We start from the raw sequence: 24,348 nt of genomic DNA on the forward strand, positions 1-24,348 counted from the left end.
CCCGTGCGGCGGTTGCAAAGCGACGGGACCGGGCGCATGCTTTTCCCGATAATACTTGCGCCCGACTTCTCCCCCACTTGACCACCGTGGTGGGACCAGCCTTTCCGGGGCGCGACCTTAAAATCAATCGGGGGATGCGATGGCTCTAGCGTTCATCGTCATCATCGCCGCCGGCCTGCTCGCGCTGGCCTACGGTTTTCGTACCGGAAAAGAAGTCATGGCCGCGTCGCCTGGATCCGAACGGATGCAGGCCATCGCCGCCGCGGTGCAGGAAGGGGCGCGCGCCTATCTGAACCGCCAATACACCACCATCGCCATCGCCGGCGCCGTCTTGCTGGTCATCCTATGGGTGACGCTGGGCTTTCCGGTGGCCTTAGGCTTCCTGATCGGCGCCGTGCTGTCGGGCAGCGCCGGCTATGTCGGCATGAACGTCTCGGTCCGTGCCAACGTCCGCACCGCCGAGGCCGCCACCCGCGGTCTGGCGCCGGCACTCGACATCGCCTTCAAGTCGGGGGCGATCACCGGCATGCTGGTGGTCGGGCTGGGGATTCTGGGGGTCGGCGGCTATTTCGGCATCCTGACCCTGGTCTACCGCGTCAACGATCCTGTCGAGGTCCGCACCGTGCTGGAGGCGCTGGTGGCGCTCAGCTTCGGCGCCTCGCTGATCTCGATCTTCGCCCGGCTGGGCGGCGGCATCTTCACCAAGGGCGCCGACGTCGGCGCCGACCTAGTCGGCAAGGTGGAGGCCGGCATCCCGGAGGACGACCCGCGCAACCCGGCGGTCATCGCCGACAATGTCGGCGACAATGTCGGCGACTGTGCCGGGATGGCCGCCGACCTGTTCGAAACCTACGCCGTCACCATCGTCGCCACCATGCTGTTGGCGGCGATTTTCTTTACCGGCGGCGTGTTGCGGATGATGCTGGTCTATCCGCTGCTGATCGGCGCCGTCTGCATCCTGGCCTCGGTCGCCGGAACCTTCGCGGTGAAGCTCGGCCCCGACAACAACATCATGAAGGCGCTCTACAAGGGGCTGGCCGTCGCGGCCGGCATCTCGTTTGTGCTGATCGTGATCGTCACCGCGATCCTGTTCGGCTTCACCCGCGCCATCACCATGACGGACGGCGTGTCGATCACCGGCTTCAACCTGCTGGTCTCGGCGCTGGTCGGGCTGGGCGTCACCGGCCTCTTGGTCTGGATCACCGAGTTCTACACCTCGACCGCCTTCCGCCCGGTGCGCAGCGTCGCCAAGGCATCGGAGACCGGGCACGGCACCAACGTCATCCAGGGCCTTGCCGTGTCGATGGAATCGACCGCCCTGCCAGTGATCGTCATCTGCGCCGGCATCCTGATCGCCCATGGGCAGGCCGGCGTCTTCGGCATCGGCATCGCCGCGACGACGATGCTGGCGCTGGCCGGCATGGTGGTGGCGCTCGACGCCTATGGGCCGGTCACCGACAATGCCGGCGGCATCGCCGAGATGTCGGATATGCCCGCCAACATCCGCGTCACCACCGACGCGCTGGACGCCGTCGGCAACACGACCAAGGCGGTGACCAAGGGCTATGCCATCGGGTCCGCCGGTCTGGCGGCGCTGGTTCTCTTTGCTGCCTATGTCCAGGATTTGGGCCATTACTTCCCGAACATTCCGGTCGAGTTCCGGCTGAACGATCCTTACGTCGTCGTCGGGCTGCTGGTGGGCGGCCTGCTGCCCTATCTGTTCGGGGCCATGGGCATGACCGCCGTCGGCCGCGCCGCCGGGTCCGTCGTCGTGGAGGTGCGGCGCCAGTTCCGCGAAATCCCCGGCATCATGGAGGGCACCGCCAAGCCCGATTACGGCCGTGCGGTGGACATGCTGACCAAGGCGGCGATCAAGGAGATGATCATCCCCTCGCTGCTGCCGGTCCTGGCCCCGGTGGTCCTCTATCTGGTGATCGCCGCCATCGGCGGGCGGGCGGCAGGCTTCGCGGCGCTGGGCGCCATGCTGCTGGGCACCATCGTCACCGGCATCTTCGTCGCCATTTCGATGACGTCGGGCGGCGGCGCCTGGGACAATGCCAAGAAGTACATCGAGGAGGGCAATCACGGCGGCAAGGGCTCCGACGCCCACAAGGCGGCGGTGACCGGCGATACCGTCGGCGACCCCTACAAGGACACCGCCGGCCCGGCGGTGAACCCGATGATCAAGATCACCAACATCGTGGCGATCCTGCTGCTGGCGATCCTCGCACAGATCGGATGAGAGTTCGGGTGGGCGACCGGTGCGGGGCAGGACAACCGCCTGCCCCGCACCGACGCATTTACAGTCCCGGCGAGGCTTCCGGCGCCAGAGTTTCCACGAACTCGTTGAAGTCGGACGCCTCGCGGAAGTCCTTGTAGACGGAGGCGTAGCGGATATACGCCACCTGATCCATTGTCTGCAGCGCTTCCATGATCTTCTCGCCGATCTGCTTCGACGGGATTTCGCTCTCGCCGGAGGATTCCAGCTGGCGGACCATGCTGTTCACCACCCGGTCGATGCGGTCGGCGTCGATCGGGCGCTTGCGCAGCGCGATCCTCATCGACCGCAGCAGCTTCTCGCGGTCGAAGCCTTCGCGCTGGCCGTTGCTCTTCACCACCGTCAGCTCGCGCAGCTGGACGCGTTCGAAGGTGGTGAAGCGGGCGCTGCAACTGGGACAGAAGCGCCGCCGGCGGATTGCCGAGTTGTCTTCGGTCGGGCGCGAGTCCTTGACCTGGGTGTCCTCGTTTCCGCAGAACGGGCAGCGCATCTGGTGGATTCCCCGTTAATTACAGCGTGGGCAATTACAGCGTGGGATAGATCGGGAACTGACGGCACAGGCCGCGCACACGCTCGCGCATCGCCGCCTCGACCGCCGTGTTGTCGCCGGAGTTGCTGGCGGCCAGACCGTCCAGCGTCTCGACGATCATTTCGCCGACCTGTTTGAATTCGGCGGTGCCGAAACCGCGCGTGGTCGCCGCCGGGCTGCCCAGGCGGACGCCGGAGGTGATCATCGGCTTCTGCGGGTCGAACGGCACGCCGTTCTTGTTGCAGGTCATGCCGGCATGCTCGAGGCTGGCTTCCGCCGCCTTGCCGGTCAGGTTCTTCGGACGCAGGTCGACCAGCACGATGTGGCTGTCGGTGCCGCCCGATACGATGTCCAGCCCACCGGCGATCAGCGTCTTGGCCAGCACCTGGGCGTTGTCGACCACCGCCTGGGCGTAGGTCTTGAACTCCGGACGCAGCGCCTCGGCGAAGGCCACCGCCTTGGCGGCGATGACATGCATCAGCGGGCCGCCCTGTAGGCCGGGGAAGACGGCCGAGTTGATCTTCTTGGCGATGTCTTCCTTGTTGGTCAGCACCATGCCGCCGCGCGGGCCGCGCAGCGTCTTGTGGGTGGTGGTGGTGACCACGTCGGCATAGGGGAACGGGTTCGGATAGACGCCGCCGGCAATCAGGCCGGCATAGTGGGCGATGTCGACCATGAAGATCGCGCCGACTTCGTCCGCGATGGCGCGGAAGCGCTCATAGTCCAGGACGCGCGGATAGGCGGAGCCGCCGGCGATGATCAGCTTCGGCTTGTGCTCGCGGGCTAGCGCCTCGACCTGATCGAAGTCGATCAGGTGGTCGTCCTTGCGCACGCCGTACTGTACCGCCTTGAACCACTTGCCCGACATGTTGGGGGCGGCGCCGTGGGTCAGGTGGCCGCCGGCGGCCAGCGACATGCCCAGCACGCAGTCGCCCGGCTGCAGCAGGGCCAGCAGGACCGCCTGGTTGGCCTGGGAGCCGGAGTTCGGCTGCACGTTGGCGAAATCGCAGCCGAACAGCTTGCAGGCGCGCTCGATGGCAAGGTTCTCCGCCACGTCGACGAATTCGCAGCCGCCGTAGTAACGCTTGCCCGGATAGCCTTCGGCATACTTGTTGGTCAGGACCGAGCCCTGCGCTTCCAGCACCGCCTGGGAGACGATGTTCTCGGAGGCGATCAGCTCGATCTGCTCCTGCTGGCGGACCAGCTCGTCGCGCACCGCGCGGGCCAGTTCGGGATCGGTCTCGGCAAGCGAGGCGGCGAAGAAGCGGCCGATCTCTGCGGTGTTGCTGCTGGTCATGGCGGGAGGTTCCTCATCGAAGGGGCGTCAAGCAGGACGGGCGCACGGCCCGCCCGCTTTCGTCGGGTCTTTCCGGACTCTGTCGCGTCCCGGTTGCGGGCCTTCACGGCCAAATATGGGGCCAAGCAACGGGCCAGGAAAAGCGGCGCGAAGACGCGCTCAGCCCATCTTGGCGATGCGGCGGCTGTGGCGCTCGCCGCCTTCGAAGTCGGTCTTGAGGAAGATTTCAACGCAATCCTTGGCGATCTCCGGCCCGACGATGCGGGCGCCGAGCGCGATCACGTTGGCGTCGTTGTGCTCGCGCGACAGGCGCGCCGTGGTCACGTCGTGCACCAGGGCGGCGCGGATGCCGGGATGGCGGTTGGCGGCGATGCTGATGCCGATGCCGCTGCCGCAGACCAGCACGCCGCGCTGCGCCCGGCCGTCGGTAACGGCGGCGGCCAGCGCCGCGGCGAAGTCCGGGTAATCGACCGAGGCCGGACCGTCGGTACCGAGATCGAGGACGGTGTAGCCGGCGCCCTCAAGCTGCCGTGCGATCTGAGCCTTCAGCTCATAGCCGGCGTGATCGGAAGCGAGTGCCACGGTGCGGACGGTCATGACGGCGGAAACTCCGGTGCGGTCGGTAACGGATACGGGCAGTACGGATGCACAGGCGGCAACCGGGCCGGCGAAGCGGCCTGCAATCGGGCAAAAGACGCCGGCACCCTACCAGATGTCGGTGCCAACCGCCACAGCCACACCATGACGTGGATGCATAGCTAAACCCAACACCGACCGGCGGCGGTCGGTTTGGCGGTCGATCTCCGGCCCGTGATCGGCCGGCGCGCAGCCGGAGCGGCTCCGGCGCCTACCACCGCGAAAGTTCGGTCTCTGTTTTCACCTCTTCGTTGCCGAAGGGGCAAAACAAGGGAGATAGCCGATTCGTTATATGCGGGGGAAATCCGGCAATTGCCGCAACGGAGCCGGGGGAAAATCGTAAGCCGCCGCCTACTAGACGCCCCTTAAAGCCGCGGCACAGCCACAACCGTGCAACGATTTTCAGCGAAGGCTGATTTACGCGGCGTTCCTTTGTTCTGGCCGACAAGAGCAACTAATTTGATGCTTGCCGAAATTATATTGACACCCAAATCACGGTATGCAACTTGGTTCGTACGGACAAATGAAAAACCAGGACACAGTGCAATGAGCGACCAGCTTCGCGCCGATGTACCGGACAATGCGCTGCTGCGGATGACCGCCGACATCGTATCGGCGTATGTCAGCAAGAACGTGTTGCCTGCTCAGCAAATCCCCGACGTGATCAATACGGTTTACTCGTCGCTGACCGGTCTGAATGGTCAGCCCCGTGAGGTCGCGGCGGAGCCGCTGAAGCCGGCCGTTCCGATTCGCAAGTCAGTGACGCCCGAATACATCGTCTGCCTGGAAGACGGGAAGAAGTTGAAGATGCTGAAGCGGCACCTTCGCTCGACCTACAACATGTCGCCGGATGAGTATCGCGCACGCTGGGGACTTCCGCCCGACTATCCGATGGTCGCACCGAACTATGCGGCGCAGCGTTCGGAATTCGCCAAGCGCATCGGCCTGGGCCGCAGTTCCGGCCGCCAGACCCGCCGCAAGGCCGGTTGATCGAGTAAAGTCCGTATGCAACACGGGCCGATCCACCCAGGAGTCGGCCCGTGTGCGTGTCCGGTCGATGGCCCTGCCATCCTATTGGTTGAAGCTGCGAATCGGTTGCATTCCAAGGGCCGCAAGCCTTAGTTGGCGCACCCCTTGCGCCCCGACAGGCGGCAGTTGAAACGGTCGACATTTCGACTCAATTCGCGCCCTGTCGACACATTTTCTTCGTTCAGGCAGGTCAGATAGCTCATCGACTTGTCGACGTAATCCTTCACCTCGCCCTGACAGGACGACATCTTGTCGGCGCTGAGGAAGGTCGCCTGATCGTCCATGCACAGCGGCACACCCGGCTTCAGGCAGCCCGCGGCCGGCATCGTCGGTTGCGGGGCGGTCGAGGGCGGTCCACCGTTTGCCGTCCCGCCAGCGGCACCGGCAGCGCCGGGGGCGGACTGACGGCCGCCATGGTCCTGCGCGCCATGGCCCGGCTTCTGGGTCGGCTGGGACGACGCGGCCAGCGCCACTTGCGGGATCGCCAGAACCGGCAAGGTTGCAACCGAAGCGGTGGCCGTCAACGCCGCCGACATCAGCGACACGCGCAGGAAAGCCGTCACGCCCAGCGTCCTGAAGCCTGCCGTCCTGAAACCCGCCGCCTTAAAACCCAACATGGCCTCGATCCTCTGGCGTTTCATTTGTCTGCCCGAAGGCCGGCACGGAAAACGGCCCGGCCGACACCCGGCTTAACCGGCTGAACGGCGCAGGAAAAGGGGATTTCCTCATGCACCATTCGTTCAGAGATGCGCGGTTCTACAAGCGTTACACCCCCTGCGCCAGTGTCAACGGGCAGGCATAGGTCTACTGTCGGGGTCGAGCGGTTCGCTCTACGACCGGCGGGCCGACCCAGCGTCGGGGCCGCCGGCGGAGGCATGCCGGCGCTCACCATCAGCAAAAGCCAGACTTCGATACGCGCCGCCCGGCCCCGTCCGGCGGCGCGTTTTCTTTTCGCACCTTGCGGATACGAGCAATTGGCGCCAGATAAGCAACTATCGAGTGTTGCGGCTCGGTCAGTAAAGTCCGCCGCCCCGCTTCGGCCCCGGCTTGGCCGGCGCAGCGGCTCCGACGCCCTTGTTCTGCACGAAGCGCAGCTTGTTGATCGCCGTCCGCTTCAGCAGTTCCTGGCTGCCGGTTGCCGGACCGGCCACCGTCACCTCGACGCCGGTCCTGGCATCGATGGCGGTTACCCGCAGATAGCTGCCGACCCGCTGGAATTCGAACAGCACGTCACCGTCGGTCATGCCCAATGCCCTCCCTTGGCCCGGTTCCACATCGCCCGGCCTTCCTTACCCTAAGGTCAGTCCCCGTTCGAGACCGCAACACCCGGCAGCCGTCGCTGTTGTCCACCCAGCCATTCGGCGCGCAGGAGCCCCGCTCCGCCAACCCCCACTGCGAGGAAGGACCACCAAAATGGCCGCCAAGACGATGCAGGATCTGCTGATCGAAGATCTTCGCGACATTTACCACGCCGAGAAGCAGATCGCGAAGGCCCTGCCCAAGATGGCCAAGGCCGCCAGCTCCGACCAGCTGCGCCAGGCGTTCGAAACCCATCTGGAACAGACCCACGGGCAGATCGAGCGGCTCCAGCAGGTGTTCGAGGAGCTGGATACCCGTCCGCGCGGCAAGCATTGCGACGCGATGGAGGGGTTGATCAGCGAAGCCCAGGAAATCCTGGAGATGGGTCTGGCGCCCGAGGTGCAGGACGCCGCCCTGATCGCCGCCGCCCAGAAGGTGGAGCATTACGAGATCGCCAGCTACGGCACGCTGCATGCCTTCGCCACCGCCTGCGGCCTCGACAGGGTCGCCCAGCTGCTGGACGAGACGCTGCAGGAGGAAAAGGACACCGACACGCTGCTGAACAAGCTGGCGATCAGCGACGTCAACAAGAAGGCGATGGCGGCCAGCGGCAGGAAAGCCGCCTGATCCCATAATCCCTCAAGTCTTCCGTGACCGATCGTCCCCGGCCCTGCATAAGGGCCGGACCCCGGTTGCAAGCGCCGCGTCGGACCGATAGCATCCCCGCTTTCCGGTCCTTCGCGGTGTTCGGTCATGCGTCGCCTTTTGTGTGCCTTCGGCCTTGCCCTGTTCCTGACGCTGCCGTCGGCGCCATCGGCCATTGCGAACGAAGGGGCGCCGGGCGCCCTGCCGCCGTCGGTGCGGATCAAGCCGCTGATGGTCCCGGTGGTGAATGCCGGACGGATCGAGAAATACACCCAGGTCGAAGTGAACCTGGAGATCGGCGACGCCCTGAAGCTGGGCGAGGTGCAGCTCAGCATCCCGCGCCTGCACGACGCCATCCTGACCGCCATCTACAAGGGCGTGGACGAGGGCTGGATCGTCCGCGGCAACATCGCGAACGTCCCCGCCCTGCGCCGCCGCATCGACGAATCGGTGATCGCCATGTTCGGCAAGGACGTGGTCAGCCGCATCCTCATCACGCCCATCGCGCGGCAGTCGTCGCTGCAATAGACTGCTCCCCGAGAAGCTGCGTAATTCCAGGCTCCATGCTTAAGGATCGACTCGTCATGCCCCTCGTCTATGTCGCGCGCAGCGCCGCCCTGAGCAAATGGGCGTCCGACGTCGGACAGGGAAAGCACATCTACAAGCTGGGCATCGCGGAGGATGAGGCCGCGGTCAAGGCGGCGGTCGCCGCCGGCTGGGGTGGCGAGTCCGACTGGAAACTGATCCAGACCAAGCCGGTCGATGAGCTGGACGAGGAAGCCGCGCTGGCCCGGCTCGGCCGGCGCGAGAAGGCGATCGACCCCACCTATTACCCGCGGTTAAAGGGAGCGGCCGGCGTGTACCGCATCACCCTGACCAACGTGCAGAACAGCCTGCTGGTCGCCAAGGCGATGACCGCCGACGAGCCGCTCACCGATGTCAAGGTGAAGCCCAAGGACATCGCCGACTACATGATCCGCAACGCGATTGCCTGAGCATCCCGTGAAGACCGCCCCGCCGCCCATCCGCCGCGTCGCTTTCGACGCCCTGACGCTACGCGACCTGCACGACATGCTGGCCCTGCGCAGCCGCGTGTTCGTGGTCGAGCAGGCCTCCCCCTACCCCGACATCGACGGCCGCGATCCCGGCGCGCTTCACCTGATCGCGCTGGACGAGGCGGGCACCATCGTCGGCTGCGCCCGCTGCCTCGGCCCTGACGAAGATGGCCCGGATGGGGCAAATCCGGACGCGCCGGTCTCCTTCGGCCGTCTGGCGGTCGATCCGTCGCAACGCTCCACCGGGCTGGGTCGGGCGCTGGTGGCGGAGTCGCTGACGGTGCTGGCGGAGCGCTGGCCCGGCCGCGACGTGGTCATCGGCGCGCAGCAACATCTCGAACGCTTCTACGGCAGCTTCGGCTTCGTCCGGGACACCGACCCGTACGACGATTTCGGCATTCCCCACATCGACATGCGGCTGCGGCGCTGACGCTTTCCTTGTCGGCGATCCGCCGCTGAACCTGCGTCGAGACACCTCCCCTACAGCCGCCCGCCGTCGCCAGCACGGCGATGCGACACAATGCCCCATGCATACGGGGGCATTGCTGCCCGCGGCTGTCCGCAACCCTGGGAAGACAACGGGCATTGTTATTCCTTCATCTGCCGGCGAGGCATAAGCCTTACGTAACAGACCGATGATTTCGTCATACGTAGAATTTTCGATGATCGAAATCGAAATCGTTGACGTATCAGTTCTCGCATTCGATGGGGTGAGGCATTCACCCTTTCGTATGCAACTCCGAAGGCGAGGCGACTGTCCCCGCGAATCAAAGGCCTGTCCGGTTACATGAGGGGCAAGACGATGTCCTGGTTCACCGATCTCCGCATCGGCGGAAAGCTGTTGACGGCATTTTCTGCATTGATCGTCATCATTGGCGCAATCAGCATTGCCAACTATTTGACCCTATCGTCGATCCAGTCCTCCATCGGCTGGACGATCCACACCTACCGCGTGATCCAGACCACCGATGCGGCGATGACGGCAATGGTCGATCAGGAAACCGGTCTGCGCGGCTATCTGGTCAGCGGCGATCCGGCCTTTCTCCAGCCCTACCGCTCCGGCGCGCAGGCGTTCGACCGTGCCCTGGCGGAGGTGAAGTCGCTGACCGCCGACAACCCGCAGCAGCAGGCCCGGCTGGAGGAATTGCGCAGGCACGCCGCCACCTGGCGCGAGACGGTGGCGGAAAAGGAAATCGCCCTGATGTCCAAGGCCGACACGCGCGAGGAGGCCCGCGCGATGGAGGCGAAGGCGCTCGGCAAGTCGGCGATGGACAGCATCCGCGCCCTGGTCCGGCAGATCGAGGACGCCGAGCGTGCGCTGCTGACGGCGCGCGACGCGGAACAGAAGACCGCCTTCTCGACCGGCTACGTCACCGCCATCGCCGGTGCGCTGATCTCCCTTCTGGTCGCCGTGGCCGCCGGGCTGGTGCTGCGCGGGTCCATCGCCACGCCCATCGTCGCCATGACCGCCGCCATGGGTCGGCTGGCCGGCGGCGACCGCGCGGTCGAGGTGCCCGGCGTCGGCCGCAGGGACGAGGTCGGTGCCATGGCCGAAGCGGTGGATGTGTTCAAGCGCAACGCCATCGAAGCCGACCGCCTTGCCGCCGCCCAGCGCGCCGAGGAGGAAGCCAAAGCCCGTCGTGCCACCCGGTTGGAGGAGCTGATGCGCACCTTCGAGGGCAACGTCACCGCGGTGGTGCAGAGCCTGTCGGGTGCCGCGACCCAGATGCAGCAGTCGGCCGGCGCGCTGACCAGCACCGCCGACGAGACCAACCGCCAGAGCACCACGGTGGCGTCGGCCGCCGAGCAGGCGTCCGCCAACGTCCAGACCGTCGCCGCCGCGGCGGAGGAACTCTCTTCCTCCATCGCCGAGATCGGCCGTCAGGTCTCCCAGTCCACCCGCGTCGCCGAACAGGCGGTCAGCGGCGCCAACCGCGCCAACGGCGTGGTGTCGGGCCTCGCCGAAGGGGCGCAGAAGATCGGCGAGGTGGTGGACCTCATCAACAACATCGCGGCGCAGACCAATTTGCTGGCGCTGAACGCGACCATCGAGGCGGCACGCGCCGGCGAGGCCGGCAAGGGCTTCGCCGTGGTGGCGAGCGAGGTGAAGAGCCTCGCCAACCAGACCGCCAAGGCGACCGAGGACATCACCGGCCAGATCGCCACCATCCAGGGCGCGACGCGCGAGGCGGTGTCCGCCATCGAGGAGATCGGCCGCATCATCACCGAGATCAGCCAGATCTCCGCGACCATCGCCTCGGCGGTGGAACAGCAGAGCGCCGCGACCCAGGAAATCAGCCGCAATGTCCAGGAGGCGGCCCAGGGCACGCAGCAGGTGACCAGCAACATCGTCGGCGTCACCCGCGCCGCCGGCGACACCGGCCGCGCGGCCGGCGAAGTCCGCAGCGTCGCCGATCACCTGACCGGCGAATCCACCCGCCTGCGCCAGGAGGTGGAAAGCTTCCTCACCGGCGTGAAGGCGGCGTGACGGCGGCGTGACGAACCAGGGGGGCGCGACCCGGCGCCCCCCTGCCCCATTCGTCAGTGCGACAGCAGCAGCGGCACCGGGCAGGTGCGCAGGACATGCCGCGTCCCGCTGCCGCGGTGCAGGAACGGGAAGCCGTAATGGCCGTGGGCGCCCATCACCAGCAGGTCGGCGCCGGTGTCCATGGCGCGGGCCAGCAGGGCGTCCATCGCACCGATGTCGCTCACGGTGAAGTGGGTCTGCTCCGCCGTCACGCCGTGGAAGGCGAGATGGTCGAGCACGCCGACCCGTGGCGCTTCCGACGCGGAGGAGGAGGCCTGGGTCAGCACGGTGATGACCGTCACCTCCTTGGCCTTCTCCAGCATCGGCATGGCGTCGGACAGGGCGCGGGCAGCCTCGCGCTCGGCATTCCAGGCGACGGCCACGCGCTGGCCGATGGTGGCGAAGCGGCCGGCATAGGGGATGACCAGCACCGGGCGGCCGGAATTCAGCACCACCTGCTCGTTCAACTCCTCGGGCGCCGCCTGCGATCCCGCCTCGCGGTCATACTGGCCCAGCACCGTCAGGTCGGCGAAGCGCGACCAGATGATGACCTCGCGGATGACATGGTTGTACTCGCCATGGGTCAGGCCGTGCCAATGGCCCTGCAACCCGGACGCGGCGAGCTTTTCCTTGAACAGCGCCTCGCTGCGGGCCGCGGCGTCGCCCAGATGGTCGCTGGACCGGCGGGCGATCACGCTGGTGGCGTTGCGGTCGCCCTGCGCGAACAGGCCGCGCAGGAAGGCGCCATGACGCTGGGCCAGCGCGACGGCGGCATCGAGACGCGCCTCGACATGCGGGCTGCTGTCGAGATGGACGAGGATGTGCTTGTAGGTCATGCGGGTCCTCCCGGTATGAAATGCGAAGTCTTATGACGTCTGCGGTTCTCCGCCGGGCCGGCCGACGCGGGCGATCTGCGGGACGGTCGGCAGGCTGGCGGATTGTTTCAGATGCATCATGTTCAGCCGGACGGCGTTCGTCCAGCAGCGTTCTGCCGGCCTGCGGCGAGAGGTCGCAAGGGGGCGAGCTGGCTGTCCGGGAAACCGATCCGGGAACCAGTCAGGCGTCGCGGAACCGTCCATAGGTGTAATGCGCGGCACACGCGCCCTCGGCCGAGACCATGCAGGATCCCATGGGGTTTTCCGGGGTGCAGACGGTGTCGAACAGCTTGCAGTCGACCGGCCGCTTCACCCCACGCAGGATGGCGCCGCAATCGCAGCCCTTGTGGTCGGCAACGCTGGCCCCGGCGATGGGAAAGCGCCGTTCGGCATCGAAGGCGGCATAGGCGTCGCGCAGCTTCAGCCCGCTGTGCGGGATGCTGCCCAGCCCGCGCCATTCGAAGGACGGCCGGGTCTCGAAAATCTCCAGAACCAGTGCCTGGGCCTTGCGGTTGCCGTCGGCGGTGACGGCGCGGGTGAACTGGTTCTCGACCTCGGCCCGCCCGTCGTTGATCTGGCGGACCAGCATCAGGATGGATTGCAGGACGTCGAGCGGCTCGAACCCGGAGATCACCACCGGCTTGCCATGCTCCGCCGCGGCCGGGGCGTAGGCCTCCGACCCGATGACGACCGAGACATGGGCCGGCCCGACGAACCCGTCGAGCGAGAGCCCCTCATCGGCCCCGGCCAGAATGCCCTGGATGGCCGACGGGGTGAGCACATGGTTGCAGAAGACGGAGAAGTTGGTCAGCCCCTGCGCCGCGGCAGCACGGACGGCCAGCGCCGTCGGCGGGGTCGTCGTCTCGAAGCCGATGGCGAGGAACACCACCTGCCGGTCCGGATTCTCGGCGGCGATGCGCACCGCCGCATCGGCGGTCACCACCATCCGCACGTCGGCCCCCTGCGCCTTGGCCTTCAGCAGGCTGAGCCGCCCCGATCCCGGCACGCGCATCACGTCGCCATAGGTGCACAGCGTCACCTCCGGCCGGCGGGCGAGCGCGATGGCATCATCGATCCGCCCGACCGGCAGGACGCAGACCGGGCAACCCGGCCCGTGGATCATCCGCACATTGCCGGGCAGCAGGTCGGGGATGCCATAGCGGGAGATGGCGTGGGTGTGGCCGCCGCAGAACTCCATCAGGTGATAGGAGCGGTCGGCCCGCACCTCCCGCGCGATGGCGGCGGCGACGTTGCGGGCAAGAACCGGATCGCGGAACTCTTCGACGTATTTCATGATCGCTCCCTCTGCCCCGCCATTTCACCTGCAAGGCTGATCGTATGCGTTGATACGGATCAAGAGGGAAGTCCGGGAAATCGTCTCGCCCAGACCTTAACCATTCACACCTTGTAGGCCAACCGCAGCCCGCCCCAGTGGCGTCCACGCACGGTGACGGGGGCGGATACGTCCTTCATCAGCGCGAACTTCCCGCCACCCATGTCGCGCCGGTAGGTCTGCAACAGGAAGGGCTTGGTGCTGCGGCCGGCGGCCAGCCCGACGCGGTCGTTGAAGATGCGGCGGTTGCGGCAGTTGGCGGCGTTCCAGACCGGGTCGCGGCCCTGAGGCTGGCTGAACTGCCGGTTGTGGGTGGGCAGATAGCCGTTCTCGTCCACCGCCACGCAGAAGACGATGCGGCCGTTGGCCGACAGCACCGGCTCCTGGATGCCGGGCAGCACGCGGTCGCACAGCTGGGTGTAGCGGGTCATCACCTGCTGCGGATCCGATCCGGCGACCGGCTGGTACTGGCGGTCGAACAGGTCGGATTCGCTGATGTCGCCGCGGGCCAGCGCATCCTCGAAGGCGGCGGACACCTTCGTGGCGGCATCCTTCACCGCGGCGATGAAGGGGGTGTCGACCGTCTCGATGTTCAGTTCGGCGGTGACGCCGATCAGCCGCTCGCTCATCCCGACCAGATTGTTCACCCGGTCGCGGGCCTGGGCCAGATTCTCGCTGGACAGCTTCACGCCCACCGCCAGATCGGCGATCTCGCGCTCCAGCTCGCCGCAATTGCCGCCGATCTCGGCCGACGCGGCGTCGATCTTGTCGGTCTCGCCGTTCAGCTCGCGCATGGCGCGGCCGACCGTCTCGATCACCGTGCCGATGGCGGTGGTCCCCTCGCTGACCGCGCGGGCCTTGGCGGCGCTGGCGGCGCTCTCGACCATCAGGCGCTGGGCCTGCTCGTTCAGGGATTTCAACGTCGCATCGATCTCGGTCGTCGCCTCGCTGGTCTTGGTGGACAACGACTTCACCTCGTTCGCCACCACGGCGAAGCCGCGCCCGGCATCGCCGGCGCGTGCCGCCTCGATGGTGGCGTTCAACGCCAGCAGGTTTGTCTGCTTGGCGATGGTGAAGATCTCCTTGGCGACTTTGCCGACGCGGTCGAGCGCGTCGCGCAGCCCGGCGATCTGCCCTTCGATCCCCGTCACCGACGACACCAGGGAATGGATGTCGGACAAGGATTTCTGCACGCGGTCGTGCGAACTCTCGACCTCCTGCCGTGCCTGTTCGGTGACCGAGCGCGCGATGGCGGAGGCCTGGGAAATCCGGTCCGTGCTGCGCGACATCTTGGCGCCGGTGTCGCGCAGTTGGGTGAACACCTCCGACTGGTGGGTGACGCGGGCGTTCACATCCTCGATGTGGCCGGCGATATCCGCGATCTCGATACCGAGATTGCCAGCCTCTTCCGCGATGTCCGCGATCAGATGCGGACGAAGCCCATAGCCACCATCCATTATATCCACCATTCTTGCTGTTTTATAACCGAGCGCTTTCTCCCGGGAACTATTATTGCGCTTTTGATACAGATTCGCAACGAACGGGGTGACCGGGTCGAACCCGGTCCCCCTGTCCATTGGTAGGATACCTTAAGGAGAAGCTGCGCCCAGTGATTGTGCGATGACAAAAGTTGAACGCGATATGGGGGTTATCCCGCAATGCGGATCCGTATCACGGGGCTGCCTCGCACAACTTTTCTGCCGTTAGCCGGCGATGCGGTGGTCCAGCCGTTCGTCGACCAGACCGGCGGGCTCCTGATGGACCAGCACCTCGGCGTTGGCGAAGGCGTCGCGCAGCCGCGTCTCCACCCGGTCGGCGATCTCGTGCGCGGCGGTCAGGGTCAGGCCGCCGTCCAGTTCCAGATGCAGCTCGATGAAGCAGCCGGTGCCGGCATTGCGGGTGCGCAGGTCGTGCAGGCCGCGCACCCCCGGCTCGGCCAATGCCAGTTCGGCGATGCGGCCGCGCTCCTCTTCCGCCAGTTCGCGGTCCATCAGCACGTCCAGCGCGTCGCGCGCCACGCCGCGGGCGCCGTTCAGCAGGAACAGGGCGATGCCGATGCCGAACAGCGGATCGACCACGGTCAGCCCGGTGGCCTCGGTCAGCAGGATGGCGACGATGACGGCACCGTTCATCAGCAGGTCGCCGGAATAATGCAGACGGTCCGCCCCGATGGCGACGGAGCCGGTGACGGCCTGCACCCGGCGCTGGAAGGTGATCAGCCCTGCGGTCAGCAAGATCGACAGCAGCATCACCGCGATGCCCATCGTCCCCTCGGCGATCGGCTCCGGCCGGACCAGCCGCCGCACCGCCTCGATGCTCAGCAGCACGGCGGAGCCGCCGATGAAGGCGGCCTGGGCAAGCGCCGCCAGCGCCTCCGCCTTGCCATGGCCGAACCGGTGGTTGGCATCGGCCGGGCGCAGGGCATGGCGCACCCCCAGCAGCGTCACCACCGAGGCCATCAGGTCGGTGCAGGAATCGATCAGCGAGGACAGGATGCTGACCGACTCGGTCAGGAGATAGGCGCCCAGCTTCGCCGCGATCAGGGTCGAGGCCACCGACACGCTGGCATAGGTGGCATAACGGCGCAGGCGATCCGCCGATGCCGCGTTTCCCGCATTGTCGCTCACTGGTTCCCCCACTCCGCAAAGCCGGCCGGCATGGCCGGCGCGACCGTAGCGGCCCGTCCTTACAGGTCGCTTACGGCCCGCACCGGTCTGACATCCCCTTTACGGGAACAGATGCTCGGTCGTCCAACCCGGCGCATCGGCGTCCGTTCCCCCCGCCCGCTGGCCCTCCGCCCGCTGGAACACCAGCCGGTCGTGCAGGCGGAACGGGCGGTCGCGCCAGAACTCGATCCGCGACGGCAGGACGCGGAAGCCGGTCCAGTGCGGCGGCCGCGGCACCGTGCCGATGGCGTATCTGGCGGCGAACTGCGCGACGCGCTTCTCCAACTCCCACCGCCCTTCCAGCGGGCGCGACTGCAGGGACGCCCAGGCGCCGATCCGGCTCTCGCGCGGGCGGCTCTCGAAATACGCGTCGGCCTCGGCATCGGTGACGATCTCGACCGCCCCCTCGACCCGCACCTGACGGCGCAGGCTCTTCCAGTGGAAGCACAGGGCGGCGTTCCGATTCGCCAGCAGCTGCGTGCCCTTGCGGCTCTCGGTATTGGTGTAGAAGACGAAACCGCGCGGATCGATCCCCTTCAGCAGCACCATCCGCACCGACGGAATGCCGCTGGCGTCGGCGGTGGCCAGCGCCATGGCGTTGGGGTCGTTCGGTTCGCTCTGCTCCGCCTCCTTCATCCATTCGGCGAAGAGGTCATAGGGGGAGCGGGGATTGCGGTCGTTGCTGTCCGTCATTCCTGTGGTCCTGTCTCGATGGGTCCCGCACGGCCCCGGCGGCCGGTGCGGGAGCGGGCTTCCGTGCAAAAGCGTAAGGGTCACAGCCTCATCACAATTCACAGCAAGCATAGGGTCGCTTATATCACTGTCCACCGCGAAGCCACCGATTGGCTGCCGCGGCAACCAACCTTTTCGAGGCGCAAGGATGTTCGTGAAGAAAGTCGTTCCGGCCGTGATCGTCGTGGGCCTGCTGGCCGGGTGCCAGACGGGCGGTCAGAAGGAAACGGTCGGCACGGTCGGCGGTGCGGTCGCCGGCGGCCTGATCGGTTCGCAGATCGGCGGCGGAACGGGCAAGCTGGTGGCGACCGGCGTCGGCACGCTGCTGGGCGCCTTCATCGGCAAGGAGATCGGCGGCTCGCTCGACAAGGCCGATGCCGGCTATGCCGAGACCGCGGCCCGTCAGGCCTATGCCGCTCCGGTCGGCGACCGCATCAACTGGAACAACCCGCAGTCGGGCAATTCCGGCACCATCGTGACCACCCGCGACGGCTACAGCAACAGCGGCACCTATTGCCGCGAGTTCCAACAGACCATCGTGGTCAAGGGGCGGACGGAGCAGGCCTACGGAACCGCTTGCAAACAGGCCGACGGTACGTGGAAGATCATCGGCAACTCGTAACACCGCCGACCCGCAACCTTTGAGCCCCCCTGGGGCGGGAAATCTCTGCCCGTGGCTACGCGCGATCCCTACAGCGTTCTCGGCGTCAGCCGGTCCGCCAGTGCCGACGACATCAAGAAGGCATACCGCAAGCTCGCCAAGCAGCATCACCCGGACCTGAAACCGGGCGACGCCGCCAACGAGGAGCGGTTCAAGGAAATCTCGGCCGCCTACACGCTGCTGTCGGATGCCGAGAAGCGCGCCCGCTACGACCGCGGGGAGATCGACCCGTCGGGGCAGGAACGGCACGCGGGCTTCGGCTCGCGCGGCCGGACCGCCGGCAGCCGCGGCAAGGCATACAGCAGCACCGCCGACGACAGCTTCTTCGGCGGCGGCGACGACTGGTTCTCCGACCTGTTCGGCGGCGGCAAGCGCCGCCCCGGCGGGCCGGGTGCCGGAGCCGGGGCCGGCGGCTCCGCCGGACCGAAGGTGCGGGGCAGCGACATCTCCTATTCCGTCACCGTCCCCTTCGTGGAGGCGGCGAACGGATCGAAGCGCCGCATCAACCTGTCCAACGGCAAGAGCATCGACGTCGCCATCCCGCCGGGGACGGAGAACGAGTCGAAACTGCGCCTGAAGGGCCAGGGCCTGCCCGGCATGGGCGGCATGCCCAACGGCGACGCCATCGTCGAGGTGCATGTCGAATCCCACCCCTTCTTCACCCGGCAGGACGGCGACATCCATGTCGAGGTGCCGATCACCCTGAACGAGGCGGTTCTGGGTGCGACCGTCAATGTCCCGACGATCAGCGGCAAGGTCGCGGTGAAGGTGCCGCCGGGCGCCAACACCGGCTCCGTCCTGCGCCTGCGCGGCAAGGGCGTGGTCAACCAGGCCACCAAGCAGCCGGGCGACCAGTATGTGAAGCTGAAGGTCGTCCTCCCCGACCCGCCCGACGGCGAGCTGGTCAAGTTCGTCGAGGAATGGGCGAAGACCCGCAGCTACGACGTCCGCAAGAAGGCCGGGCTGGAGTAACCGCCGACGCAGGGTTTCCCTTTCCCTCGGGGCGCAGAACCGCTTCGGCCCGCCACCACTCTGCCCCTATTTCTTCACCGCCCGCAGCGGCACCGGCCCGGTGCCTGCCTGTCCCGCCCCTTGCCCCGCCGGCTGACCTTCCGGCGGCAGATCGTCGTTCAGCAGGGTCTTCAACGGCACGTTCAGCAGATCGCCCTGCCGCGCCTCGGCGGCGTCCAGCAGACGGGCGGTGCGCTCCTGCCAGGGCAGATCCAGGCCGCCCAGGCCATGGACGGAGCCGCGCATGCCGATGCCCAGCGCCTTCATCAGCTCCAGCAGGGTCGCTTCGCCCATGTCGCGGGTGACCACCCAGGCGTCGCGGGTGGTGTGGGCGACCCAATGGGCGTCGCGCAGCTGTTCCAGGATGCCGTCGATCAGCAGCGTGCCCACCGGCACCCGCCCGACCAGCGTGCGGCGGCGCATGCCGACACCGAGCCGGCTCGCCTCCATCAGCTCATGCAGGACGGCCAGCGCCAGCGCCAGCCGCTGGGCCGGCAGCAGCCCCTCCATGCCGCCGCGGGTAACCTTGCCCGCCCGCCATTCCGGCAGCGACGCGGCGACCACCGCGCCGAACAGCACCGTCGACCACGCGATGTAGAGCCAGAACAGGAAGATCGGCACCACCGACAGGGCGCCGTAGATGGTCTGGTAGGCCGGATATTCGCGCATGTACCAGCCGAAGATCGCCTTCGACCCTTCCAGCAGGATCGAGCCGATGGCCCCGCCGCACAGCGCGTCCAGCCAGAACACATCCCGATTCGGAATCACCAGATACAGCAGCGAACAGCCGACCAGCTGCAAGGCGAAGGGCAGCAGCATGCCGATCCCCGCCAGCGGATGGACGACCCCCTCCAGATGCGCCACCTCCAGCGCCGTCCACAGCGTGCTGGACAGGGACAGGCTGGCGCCGGCGAACAGCGGGGTCAGCGAGACCACCGCCCAGAAGGACAGGATGCGCGTCACGTAGGACCGCGGCTCGCGCACGCGCCAGACCGTGGCGAAGGACCCCTCGATGGTCCAGATCAGCAGCACCGCCGACACCGCCAGCCCGATCACGCCGAAGATCGGCATCTGACCGGCGTTCGCCATGAAGCGGCCGAGATATTCCAGGATGGCGTCGCCGATCTCCGGCACCAGATTCTTGACCAGCGCGGTCTGGATCCGCAGTTGCAAGGCGCTGAAGGCCGGGAAGGCGGAGAAGATGGCGAAACCGATGGTCATCATCGGCACAATGGCCAGCAGCGAGGTGTAGGTCAGCGCCGCGGCGGTCTGGAAGCAGTTGTCGTTGTAGAAGCGCAGCATGGAATGACCGAAGAAGCCGCCAAGCTCCCGCAGGCCAGTCAGAATGCGGCTGCGCTCCTCCTCCTCGCGGCCAGGATTGTCCTTAGGATGAGACATGCGACGCCTCCTGCGGCAAGACAGCCCGCGTCGGTTTGACCGTTGAGCGCTTTCGTGTAGGATGCGCCCCACTTTTCGCGGCTGGAGCCGCAGCACATCCGTCGTTCACGAGGTTCCGATGTCCAATCCGATGCCGCTCATGGCCGGCAAGCGTGGCCTGATCATGGGCGTGGCCAACGATCGTTCGATCGCCTGGGGGATCGCCTCCACCCTGGCCCAGCACGGGGCGGAGCTTGCCTTCACCTATCAGGGCGATGCGCTGCTGAAGCGGGTGAAGCCGCTGGCCGAGCAGGTCGGCGCCAAGCTGGTCCTGCCCTGCGACGTCACGGACGAGGCCAGCATCGACGCGACCTTCGCCGCCATCGAACAGGAATGGGGCAAGCTGGACTTCGTGGTTCATGCCATCGCCTTTTCCGACAAGAACGAGCTGGACGGGCTGTACCTGGACACCACGCGGGCCAACTTCCTGCGCACCATGGACATCTCCTGCTACTCCTTCACCGCGGTGGCGCAGCGCGCCGTGCCGCTGATGAAGGACGGCGGCAGCCTGCTTACCCTATCCTACTATGGCGCCGAGCGCGTCATGCCCCATTACAACGTGATGGGCGTCGCCAAGGCCGCGCTGGAAGCCAGCGTGCGGTACCTTGCCGTCGATCTGGGTGGCCGCAACATCCGTGTCAACGCCATCTCCGCCGGTCCGATCAAGACTCTGGCCGCCAGCGGCATCGGCGACTTCCGTTATATCCTGAAGTGGAACGAGCTGAACGCCCCGCTGAAGCGCAACGTCACCATCCAGGAGGTCGGCGGCGCCGGCCTGTTCCTGATGTCCGACCTGGGCAGCGGCGTCACCGGCGAGGTGATGCATGTCGACAGCGGTTACCACACCGTCGGCATGGTCGCGGTGGACGAGGCGGCCGAAGTCGCCAGCCTGCTCGGCTCGCTGGGCGGCATGCCGAAGGCTGGCTGAGGCCTAGGCGGCCGGCCCGGTCGGTTGACCCATTTGGTTGAGCGGCCGCAAGGTGCGCGCAATCGCATGGTGATGAGAGGGATCGGTCCGCCGATCCCTCTTTGCGTTTGCGAATGCGGCGTTTATGATTTGAGAAATATTCGCGGGATTAGGTAATATTCATGCGCGCTCGCAAGAAAATGGACTCGGTTTCTCCGATCCTTGAGCAGATCCTTTATGGCGGGTCCAGCGTGTCGATGAATCTCATCGCCATCACGCGCGAGATTCCGGAAGAGCAGCGCATGTTCAAGGCTCAGGGCCTGAACAACTGCATCCTGTTCAAGTACCCGAACTTCGACGACCGCGACGACGACGGTGGCGATCCCATCGCCGAGGACGAGGAACTGGAGGGCGGCGAGCGCCCGGTCGAAACCGGGATCTATGTGCCGCACAACGCCAGGGCGCCGGAGGGCGGGGGCGTCGCCGTCTATCTTCGCGGCCGCAACAGTGCCGCCCTGCTGGAAGAGCAGTTCGGCATCAAGCACGGGCCGCAGGAAAACGGCATCATCGGCGACATGAAGATGCTCCAGATGATCGACGACGTGCCGTCGCTCGACGCCTTCCTGCTGAAGACCTGCTTCGAGGCGGAGAAGATCAACGTCGATCCGCGCCACTGGCTGATCTCCAACGAGGAGGACCACCAGCTCCGCCGCCTGATCCGCGCCCGCATCGAGCCGATCGTCCGCAAGGCGCTGTCGGGCAGCCAGGGCAGCGCCGGAAGCGTCGAACGCTTCCTGGAGGCGATCTGGAACCCCAACCTGGAAGAGGCCGGCCTGTTCGTCTCCGCCTTCGGCATCGAGCGGTCGGAAGCCGACACCATCTTCAGCGCGTGGAAGGGCACGACCTTCTACGAGTACCAGCTGCGCCGCATCGCCCCGCGCGCCCGCACCATCCTGACCTGGCTGAAGTCGCGTGAGTGCATCCCGGTCGACATCCGCATGCACAAGCCCTACGAGACCCAGCTGCTGATGCACATCGAGAAGGTGGGCAAGCTGCTGGAGATGACGCTGCTCGACATCCGCACCATCCTGTCGGATTACGAGACCTCCTTCAGCAGCTTCATGGCCGGCCAGCCGGAGCCGTTCCGCGACTATCTGCGCAGCATCCGGTCGCGCTACTGGCTGCTCGGCTACTGCGTGTCCGCCCTGACCAGCGTCGCCCATCTCGACGCCCGCTGCATGAAGAACACGCCGTCGCGCAAGCTGTACTTCGAAGGCATGCAGAAGCTGCTGCGCCAGTTCGACGTGGCGCTCGACCGCCGCCGCGAGCAGAAGGGCGCGCTCTGAGGGTTTCCGCCCAAACCTGCCAAAGAAAAAAGGCGGCGCCTCGCAGCGCCGCCTTCTTCATTTCCGAACCCGAAGCCCTCAGGTGCCCTGCGGTTCCGGACCCATGCCACCGCTTTCCTGCCCGGTGCTGGGCGGAACGGAGGAGCGGCGGCCGGAGCCGGTGGTCGGACGCGGCGGGACGGCCATAGTCTCGCGCTCGTCGTCGCGCAGGATCGGTTCGCCGCGCAGCAGACGGTTGATCTCGTCGCCGCTCAGCGTCTCGTACTCCAGCAGGCCCTTGGCCAGGGTGTGCAGCTGGTCGATGTTCTCGGTGAGGATCGTCCGGGCGCGGTCGTAGGATTCGTCCACGATGCGGCGGATTTCCTCGTCGACCAGTTGGGCGGTGCGGTCGGACATGTTCTTGTGCTGGGTCACCGAATGGCCCAGGAACACCTCCTGCGTCGGCTCGCCGTAGAGCAGCGGGCCGAGCTTCTCGCTCATGCCCCACTCCGTCACCATCCGGCGCGACATCTCGGTCGCCATCTTGATGTCGCCCGAGGCGCCCGTGGTCACCCGCTCCTTGCCGAAGATCAGTTCTTCGGCGATGCGGCCGCCCATAGCGACGGTCAGGTCGGCCAGCAGCTTGGCCTGCGACAGGCTGATGCGGTCGCCTTCCGGCAGGCGCATCACCATGCCCAGCGCACGGCCGCGCGGGATGATGGTGGCCTTGTGGACCGGGTCGCTGTCGGCGCAGTGGATGGCGCAGATGGCGTGGCCGGCCTCGTGGTAGGCGGTCAGCTTCTTCTCGTCCTCGGTCATCACCATGGAGCGGCGTTCCGCACCCATCATGACCTTGTCCTTGGCGTTCTCGAACTCGGACATGCCGACGACGCGCTTGCCGATGCGGGCGGCCAGCAGGGCAGCCTCGTTCACCAGGTTGGCCAGATCGGCGCCGGAGAAGCCGGGGGTGCCGCGGGCGATGACCTTGGCGTCGACGTCCGGCGACAGCGGGACCTTCCGCATGTGGACCTTGAGGATCTTCTCGCGGCCCAGCACGTCGGGGTTCGGCACCACGACCTGACGGTCGAAGCGGCCCGGACGCAGCAGAGCGGGGTCGAGAACGTCCGGACGGTTGGTCGCGGCGATCAGGATCACGCCCTCGTTCGCCTCGAAGCCGTCCATCTCGACCAGCAGCTGGTTGAGGGTCTGCTCACGCTCGTCGTTGCCGCCGCCCAGGCCGGCACCGCGATGGCGGCCGACCGCGTCGATTTCGTCGATGAAGATGATGCAGGGAGCGTTCTTCTTGCCCTGTTCGAACATGTCGCGGACGCGGGACGCACCCACGCCGACGAACATTTCGACGAAGTCCGAACCGGAGATGGTGAAGAACGGCACATTGGCTTCGCCGGCCACCGCGCGGGCGGTCAGCGTCTTGCCGGTGCCCGGAGGACCGACGAGCAGGCAGCCCTTCGGGATCTTGCCGCCCAGCCGCTGGAACTTCTGCGGGTCCTTCAGGAATTCGACGATTTCCGTCAGTTCCTGCTTGGCCTCGTCGATGCCGGCGACGTCGTCGAAGGTGACGCGGCCGACCTTCTCGGTCAGCAGGCGGGCCCGCGACTTGCCGAAGCCCATGGCCTTGCCGCCGCCGGACTGCATCTGGCGCATGAAGAAGATCCAGACGCCGATCAGCAGAAGCATCGGGAACCAGGACAGCAGCACCGAGAACAGCGACGGCACGTTGCTGTCGTCGGGGACCGCGTTGATCCGGACGTTCTTGTTGGTCAGGCGCTCCACCAGGCCCGCTTCGGGCGGGACATAGGTGCTGAAGGAGCGGCCGTCGGAGAAATGGCCCGAAACCTGGTTGCCCTTGATCGTCACGTCGGCGACCTGGCCCCGGTCCACTTCGGCGAGAAGCTCGCTGAACGGAACGGTCGTTTGCGGGCTGCGGGTGGAGGAACTCTGGAACAGGTTGAACAGGGCCACGAGGAGCAGCCCTATGATGATCCAGAGAGCGAGGTTCTTGCCGAAATTGTTCACGTCACACGCCTTTCTGCGAACCCATCGCCATGCGGTGCGCCGACAAGGCCGCACCCCGGTCTCCTACGG

The 24,348-nt window shown here is 66.6% G+C and carries 23 protein-coding genes; 11 read left to right on the forward strand and 12 right to left on the reverse strand.

From position 1 onward, the window contains the following. Positions 1-139: 139 nt before the first annotated feature. Positions 140-2,242: a sodium-translocating pyrophosphatase gene (locus tag ABNQ38_RS18920; protein ID WP_377809721.1), complete on the forward strand. Its 2,103-nt coding sequence runs from the start codon at positions 140-142 to the stop codon at positions 2,240-2,242. Between the two features lie 58 nt (positions 2,243-2,300). Here ABNQ38_RS18920 and nrdR read toward each other — a convergent pair whose 3' ends face one another. From nrdR to rpiB, 3 genes are all read right to left on the reverse strand, one after another. Beyond that, positions 2,301-2,768 (reverse strand): transcriptional regulator NrdR, encoded by a 468-nt coding sequence (nrdR, locus tag ABNQ38_RS18925; RefSeq protein WP_098740213.1) that lies wholly within the window; start codon positions 2,766-2,768, stop codon positions 2,301-2,303. A 34-nt stretch (positions 2,769-2,802) separates the two neighbouring features. Further along, entirely contained in the window at positions 2,803-4,104 is a 1,302-nt protein-coding gene (glyA, locus tag ABNQ38_RS18930; protein ID WP_098740214.1) for a serine hydroxymethyltransferase, read from the reverse strand. 159 nt (positions 4,105-4,263) lie between these two features. Beyond that, on the reverse strand, positions 4,264-4,701 hold the full coding sequence (gene rpiB, locus ABNQ38_RS18935) for a ribose 5-phosphate isomerase B (protein ID WP_109095413.1): 438 nt from the start codon (positions 4,699-4,701) through the stop codon (positions 4,264-4,266). A 585-nt stretch (positions 4,702-5,286) separates the two neighbouring features. Here rpiB and ABNQ38_RS18940 point away from each other — a divergent pair. Continuing rightward, on the forward strand, positions 5,287-5,730 hold the full coding sequence (locus ABNQ38_RS18940) for a MucR family transcriptional regulator (RefSeq protein ID WP_014247241.1): 444 nt from the start codon (positions 5,287-5,289) through the stop codon (positions 5,728-5,730). A 128-nt stretch (positions 5,731-5,858) separates the two neighbouring features. On the opposite strand, the gene ABNQ38_RS18945 is transcribed toward ABNQ38_RS18940, so the two are convergent. Further along, positions 5,859-6,386 (reverse strand): hypothetical protein, encoded by a 528-nt coding sequence (locus ABNQ38_RS18945; RefSeq protein WP_377809722.1) that lies wholly within the window; start codon positions 6,384-6,386, stop codon positions 5,859-5,861. Positions 6,387-6,782: 396 nt separating this feature from the next. Continuing rightward, positions 6,783-7,013 carry a DUF6898 family protein gene (locus ABNQ38_RS18950; RefSeq protein ID WP_377809723.1) on the reverse strand — a complete coding sequence of 77 codons (231 nt, stop codon included), beginning with the start codon at positions 7,011-7,013 and terminating at the stop codon, positions 6,783-6,785. 169 nt (positions 7,014-7,182) lie between these two features. On the opposite strand from ABNQ38_RS18950, the gene ABNQ38_RS18955 reads away from it, so the two are divergent. From ABNQ38_RS18955 to ABNQ38_RS18975, 5 genes are all read left to right on the forward strand, one after another. Next, entirely contained in the window at positions 7,183-7,695 is a 513-nt protein-coding gene (locus ABNQ38_RS18955) for a ferritin-like domain-containing protein (RefSeq protein WP_377809724.1), read from the forward strand. Positions 7,696-7,821: 126 nt separating this feature from the next. Then, positions 7,822-8,241 (forward strand): hypothetical protein, encoded by a 420-nt coding sequence (locus ABNQ38_RS18960; RefSeq protein ID WP_377809725.1) that lies wholly within the window; start codon positions 7,822-7,824, stop codon positions 8,239-8,241. Positions 8,242-8,297: 56 nt separating this feature from the next. Further along, positions 8,298-8,708 carry a hypothetical protein gene (locus tag ABNQ38_RS18965; protein ID WP_377809726.1) on the forward strand — a complete coding sequence of 137 codons (411 nt, stop codon included), beginning with the start codon at positions 8,298-8,300 and terminating at the stop codon, positions 8,706-8,708. Positions 8,709-8,715: 7 nt separating this feature from the next. Further along, the gene (locus tag ABNQ38_RS18970; RefSeq protein WP_377809727.1) at positions 8,716-9,198 is read left to right on the forward strand and encodes a GNAT family N-acetyltransferase; all 483 of its coding nucleotides are present in this window, start codon (positions 8,716-8,718) and stop codon (positions 9,196-9,198) included. 372 nt (positions 9,199-9,570) lie between these two features. After that, complete coding sequence (locus tag ABNQ38_RS18975; protein WP_377809728.1) at positions 9,571-11,256, forward strand: methyl-accepting chemotaxis protein; 1,686 nt, start codon at positions 9,571-9,573, stop codon at positions 11,254-11,256. Between the two features lie 53 nt (positions 11,257-11,309). Here ABNQ38_RS18975 and ABNQ38_RS18980 read toward each other — a convergent pair whose 3' ends face one another. The 5 genes from ABNQ38_RS18980 to pdxH form a co-directional block, all read right to left on the reverse strand. Beyond that, positions 11,310-12,131 (reverse strand): universal stress protein, encoded by an 822-nt coding sequence (locus ABNQ38_RS18980; RefSeq protein ID WP_098740221.1) that lies wholly within the window; start codon positions 12,129-12,131, stop codon positions 11,310-11,312. A gap of 220 nt (positions 12,132-12,351) precedes the next feature. Next, positions 12,352-13,464 (reverse strand): hydrogenase formation protein HypD, encoded by a 1,113-nt coding sequence (hypD, locus tag ABNQ38_RS18985; RefSeq protein WP_377809729.1) that lies wholly within the window; start codon positions 13,462-13,464, stop codon positions 12,352-12,354. A 104-nt stretch (positions 13,465-13,568) separates the two neighbouring features. Further along, positions 13,569-14,960, reverse strand: a complete 1,392-nt coding sequence (locus tag ABNQ38_RS18990) for a methyl-accepting chemotaxis protein (protein ID WP_377809730.1) — start codon at positions 14,958-14,960, stop codon at positions 13,569-13,571. A gap of 246 nt (positions 14,961-15,206) precedes the next feature. Further along, positions 15,207-16,130 (reverse strand): cation diffusion facilitator family transporter, encoded by a 924-nt coding sequence (locus tag ABNQ38_RS18995; RefSeq protein ID WP_377809731.1) that lies wholly within the window; start codon positions 16,128-16,130, stop codon positions 15,207-15,209. A gap of 99 nt (positions 16,131-16,229) precedes the next feature. Then, complete coding sequence (gene pdxH, locus ABNQ38_RS19000) at positions 16,230-16,862, reverse strand: pyridoxamine 5'-phosphate oxidase (RefSeq protein ID WP_377809732.1); 633 nt, start codon at positions 16,860-16,862, stop codon at positions 16,230-16,232. 187 nt (positions 16,863-17,049) lie between these two features. On the opposite strand from pdxH, the gene ABNQ38_RS19005 reads away from it, so the two are divergent. Beyond that, positions 17,050-17,523 carry an RT0821/Lpp0805 family surface protein gene (locus tag ABNQ38_RS19005; protein ID WP_098740225.1) on the forward strand — a complete coding sequence of 158 codons (474 nt, stop codon included), beginning with the start codon at positions 17,050-17,052 and terminating at the stop codon, positions 17,521-17,523. 51 nt (positions 17,524-17,574) lie between these two features. Then, the gene (locus ABNQ38_RS19010) at positions 17,575-18,534 is read left to right on the forward strand and encodes a DnaJ C-terminal domain-containing protein (RefSeq protein WP_377809733.1); all 960 of its coding nucleotides are present in this window, start codon (positions 17,575-17,577) and stop codon (positions 18,532-18,534) included. Between the two features lie 66 nt (positions 18,535-18,600). On the opposite strand, the gene ABNQ38_RS19015 is transcribed toward ABNQ38_RS19010, so the two are convergent. Beyond that, positions 18,601-19,971: a YihY family inner membrane protein gene (locus ABNQ38_RS19015; RefSeq protein ID WP_377809734.1), complete on the reverse strand. Its 1,371-nt coding sequence runs from the start codon at positions 19,969-19,971 to the stop codon at positions 18,601-18,603. 118 nt (positions 19,972-20,089) lie between these two features. Between ABNQ38_RS19015 and fabI the strand changes: the two genes are divergently transcribed. Together fabI and ABNQ38_RS19025 are read left to right on the forward strand one after the other, a co-directional pair. Beyond that, positions 20,090-20,938 (forward strand): enoyl-ACP reductase FabI, encoded by an 849-nt coding sequence (gene fabI / locus ABNQ38_RS19020; RefSeq protein ID WP_377809735.1) that lies wholly within the window; start codon positions 20,090-20,092, stop codon positions 20,936-20,938. 236 nt (positions 20,939-21,174) lie between these two features. Beyond that, positions 21,175-22,263, forward strand: coding sequence for a hypothetical protein (locus tag ABNQ38_RS19025; RefSeq protein ID WP_377810099.1), 1,089 nt, complete (start codon positions 21,175-21,177; stop codon positions 22,261-22,263). A 78-nt stretch (positions 22,264-22,341) separates the two neighbouring features. On the opposite strand, the gene ftsH is transcribed toward ABNQ38_RS19025, so the two are convergent. Beyond that, positions 22,342-24,279: an ATP-dependent zinc metalloprotease FtsH gene (ftsH, locus tag ABNQ38_RS19030; protein ID WP_377809736.1), complete on the reverse strand. Its 1,938-nt coding sequence runs from the start codon at positions 24,277-24,279 to the stop codon at positions 22,342-22,344. Between the last annotated feature and the right edge of the window lie 69 nt (positions 24,280-24,348).

Origin of the sequence: Azospirillum sp. A29 (assembly GCF_042604625.1) — a bacterium.
Classification (GTDB): domain Bacteria; phylum Pseudomonadota; class Alphaproteobacteria; order Azospirillales; family Azospirillaceae; genus Azospirillum; species Azospirillum palustre.

Coding starts and splice junctions, on each gene's coding strand:
- ABNQ38_RS18920 (WP_377809721.1), top strand. CDS start 140: ATGGCTCTAGCGTTCATCGTCATCATCGCCGCCGGCCTGCTCGCGCTG.
- nrdR (WP_098740213.1), bottom strand. CDS start 2,768: ATGCGCTGCCCGTTCTGCGGAAACGAGGACACCCAGGTCAAGGACTCG.
- glyA (WP_098740214.1), bottom strand. CDS start 4,104: ATGACCAGCAGCAACACCGCAGAGATCGGCCGCTTCTTCGCCGCCTCG.
- rpiB (WP_109095413.1), bottom strand. CDS start 4,701: ATGACCGTCCGCACCGTGGCACTCGCTTCCGATCACGCCGGCTATGAG.
- ABNQ38_RS18940 (WP_014247241.1), top strand. CDS start 5,287: ATGAGCGACCAGCTTCGCGCCGATGTACCGGACAATGCGCTGCTGCGG.
- ABNQ38_RS18945 (WP_377809722.1), bottom strand. CDS start 6,386: ATGTTGGGTTTTAAGGCGGCGGGTTTCAGGACGGCAGGCTTCAGGACG.
- ABNQ38_RS18950 (WP_377809723.1), bottom strand. CDS start 7,013: ATGACCGACGGTGACGTGCTGTTCGAATTCCAGCGGGTCGGCAGCTAT.
- ABNQ38_RS18955 (WP_377809724.1), top strand. CDS start 7,183: ATGGCCGCCAAGACGATGCAGGATCTGCTGATCGAAGATCTTCGCGAC.
- ABNQ38_RS18960 (WP_377809725.1), top strand. CDS start 7,822: ATGCGTCGCCTTTTGTGTGCCTTCGGCCTTGCCCTGTTCCTGACGCTG.
- ABNQ38_RS18965 (WP_377809726.1), top strand. CDS start 8,298: ATGCCCCTCGTCTATGTCGCGCGCAGCGCCGCCCTGAGCAAATGGGCG.
- ABNQ38_RS18975 (WP_377809728.1), top strand. CDS start 9,571: ATGTCCTGGTTCACCGATCTCCGCATCGGCGGAAAGCTGTTGACGGCA.
- ABNQ38_RS18980 (WP_098740221.1), bottom strand. CDS start 12,131: ATGACCTACAAGCACATCCTCGTCCATCTCGACAGCAGCCCGCATGTC.
- hypD (WP_377809729.1), bottom strand. CDS start 13,464: ATGAAATACGTCGAAGAGTTCCGCGATCCGGTTCTTGCCCGCAACGTC.
- ABNQ38_RS18990 (WP_377809730.1), bottom strand. CDS start 14,960: ATGGATGGTGGCTATGGGCTTCGTCCGCATCTGATCGCGGACATCGCG.
- pdxH (WP_377809732.1), bottom strand. CDS start 16,862: ATGACGGACAGCAACGACCGCAATCCCCGCTCCCCCTATGACCTCTTC.
- ABNQ38_RS19005 (WP_098740225.1), top strand. CDS start 17,050: ATGTTCGTGAAGAAAGTCGTTCCGGCCGTGATCGTCGTGGGCCTGCTG.
- ABNQ38_RS19015 (WP_377809734.1), bottom strand. CDS start 19,971: ATGTCTCATCCTAAGGACAATCCTGGCCGCGAGGAGGAGGAGCGCAGC.
- fabI (WP_377809735.1), top strand. CDS start 20,090: ATGTCCAATCCGATGCCGCTCATGGCCGGCAAGCGTGGCCTGATCATG.
- ABNQ38_RS19025 (WP_377810099.1), top strand. CDS start 21,175: ATGAATCTCATCGCCATCACGCGCGAGATTCCGGAAGAGCAGCGCATG.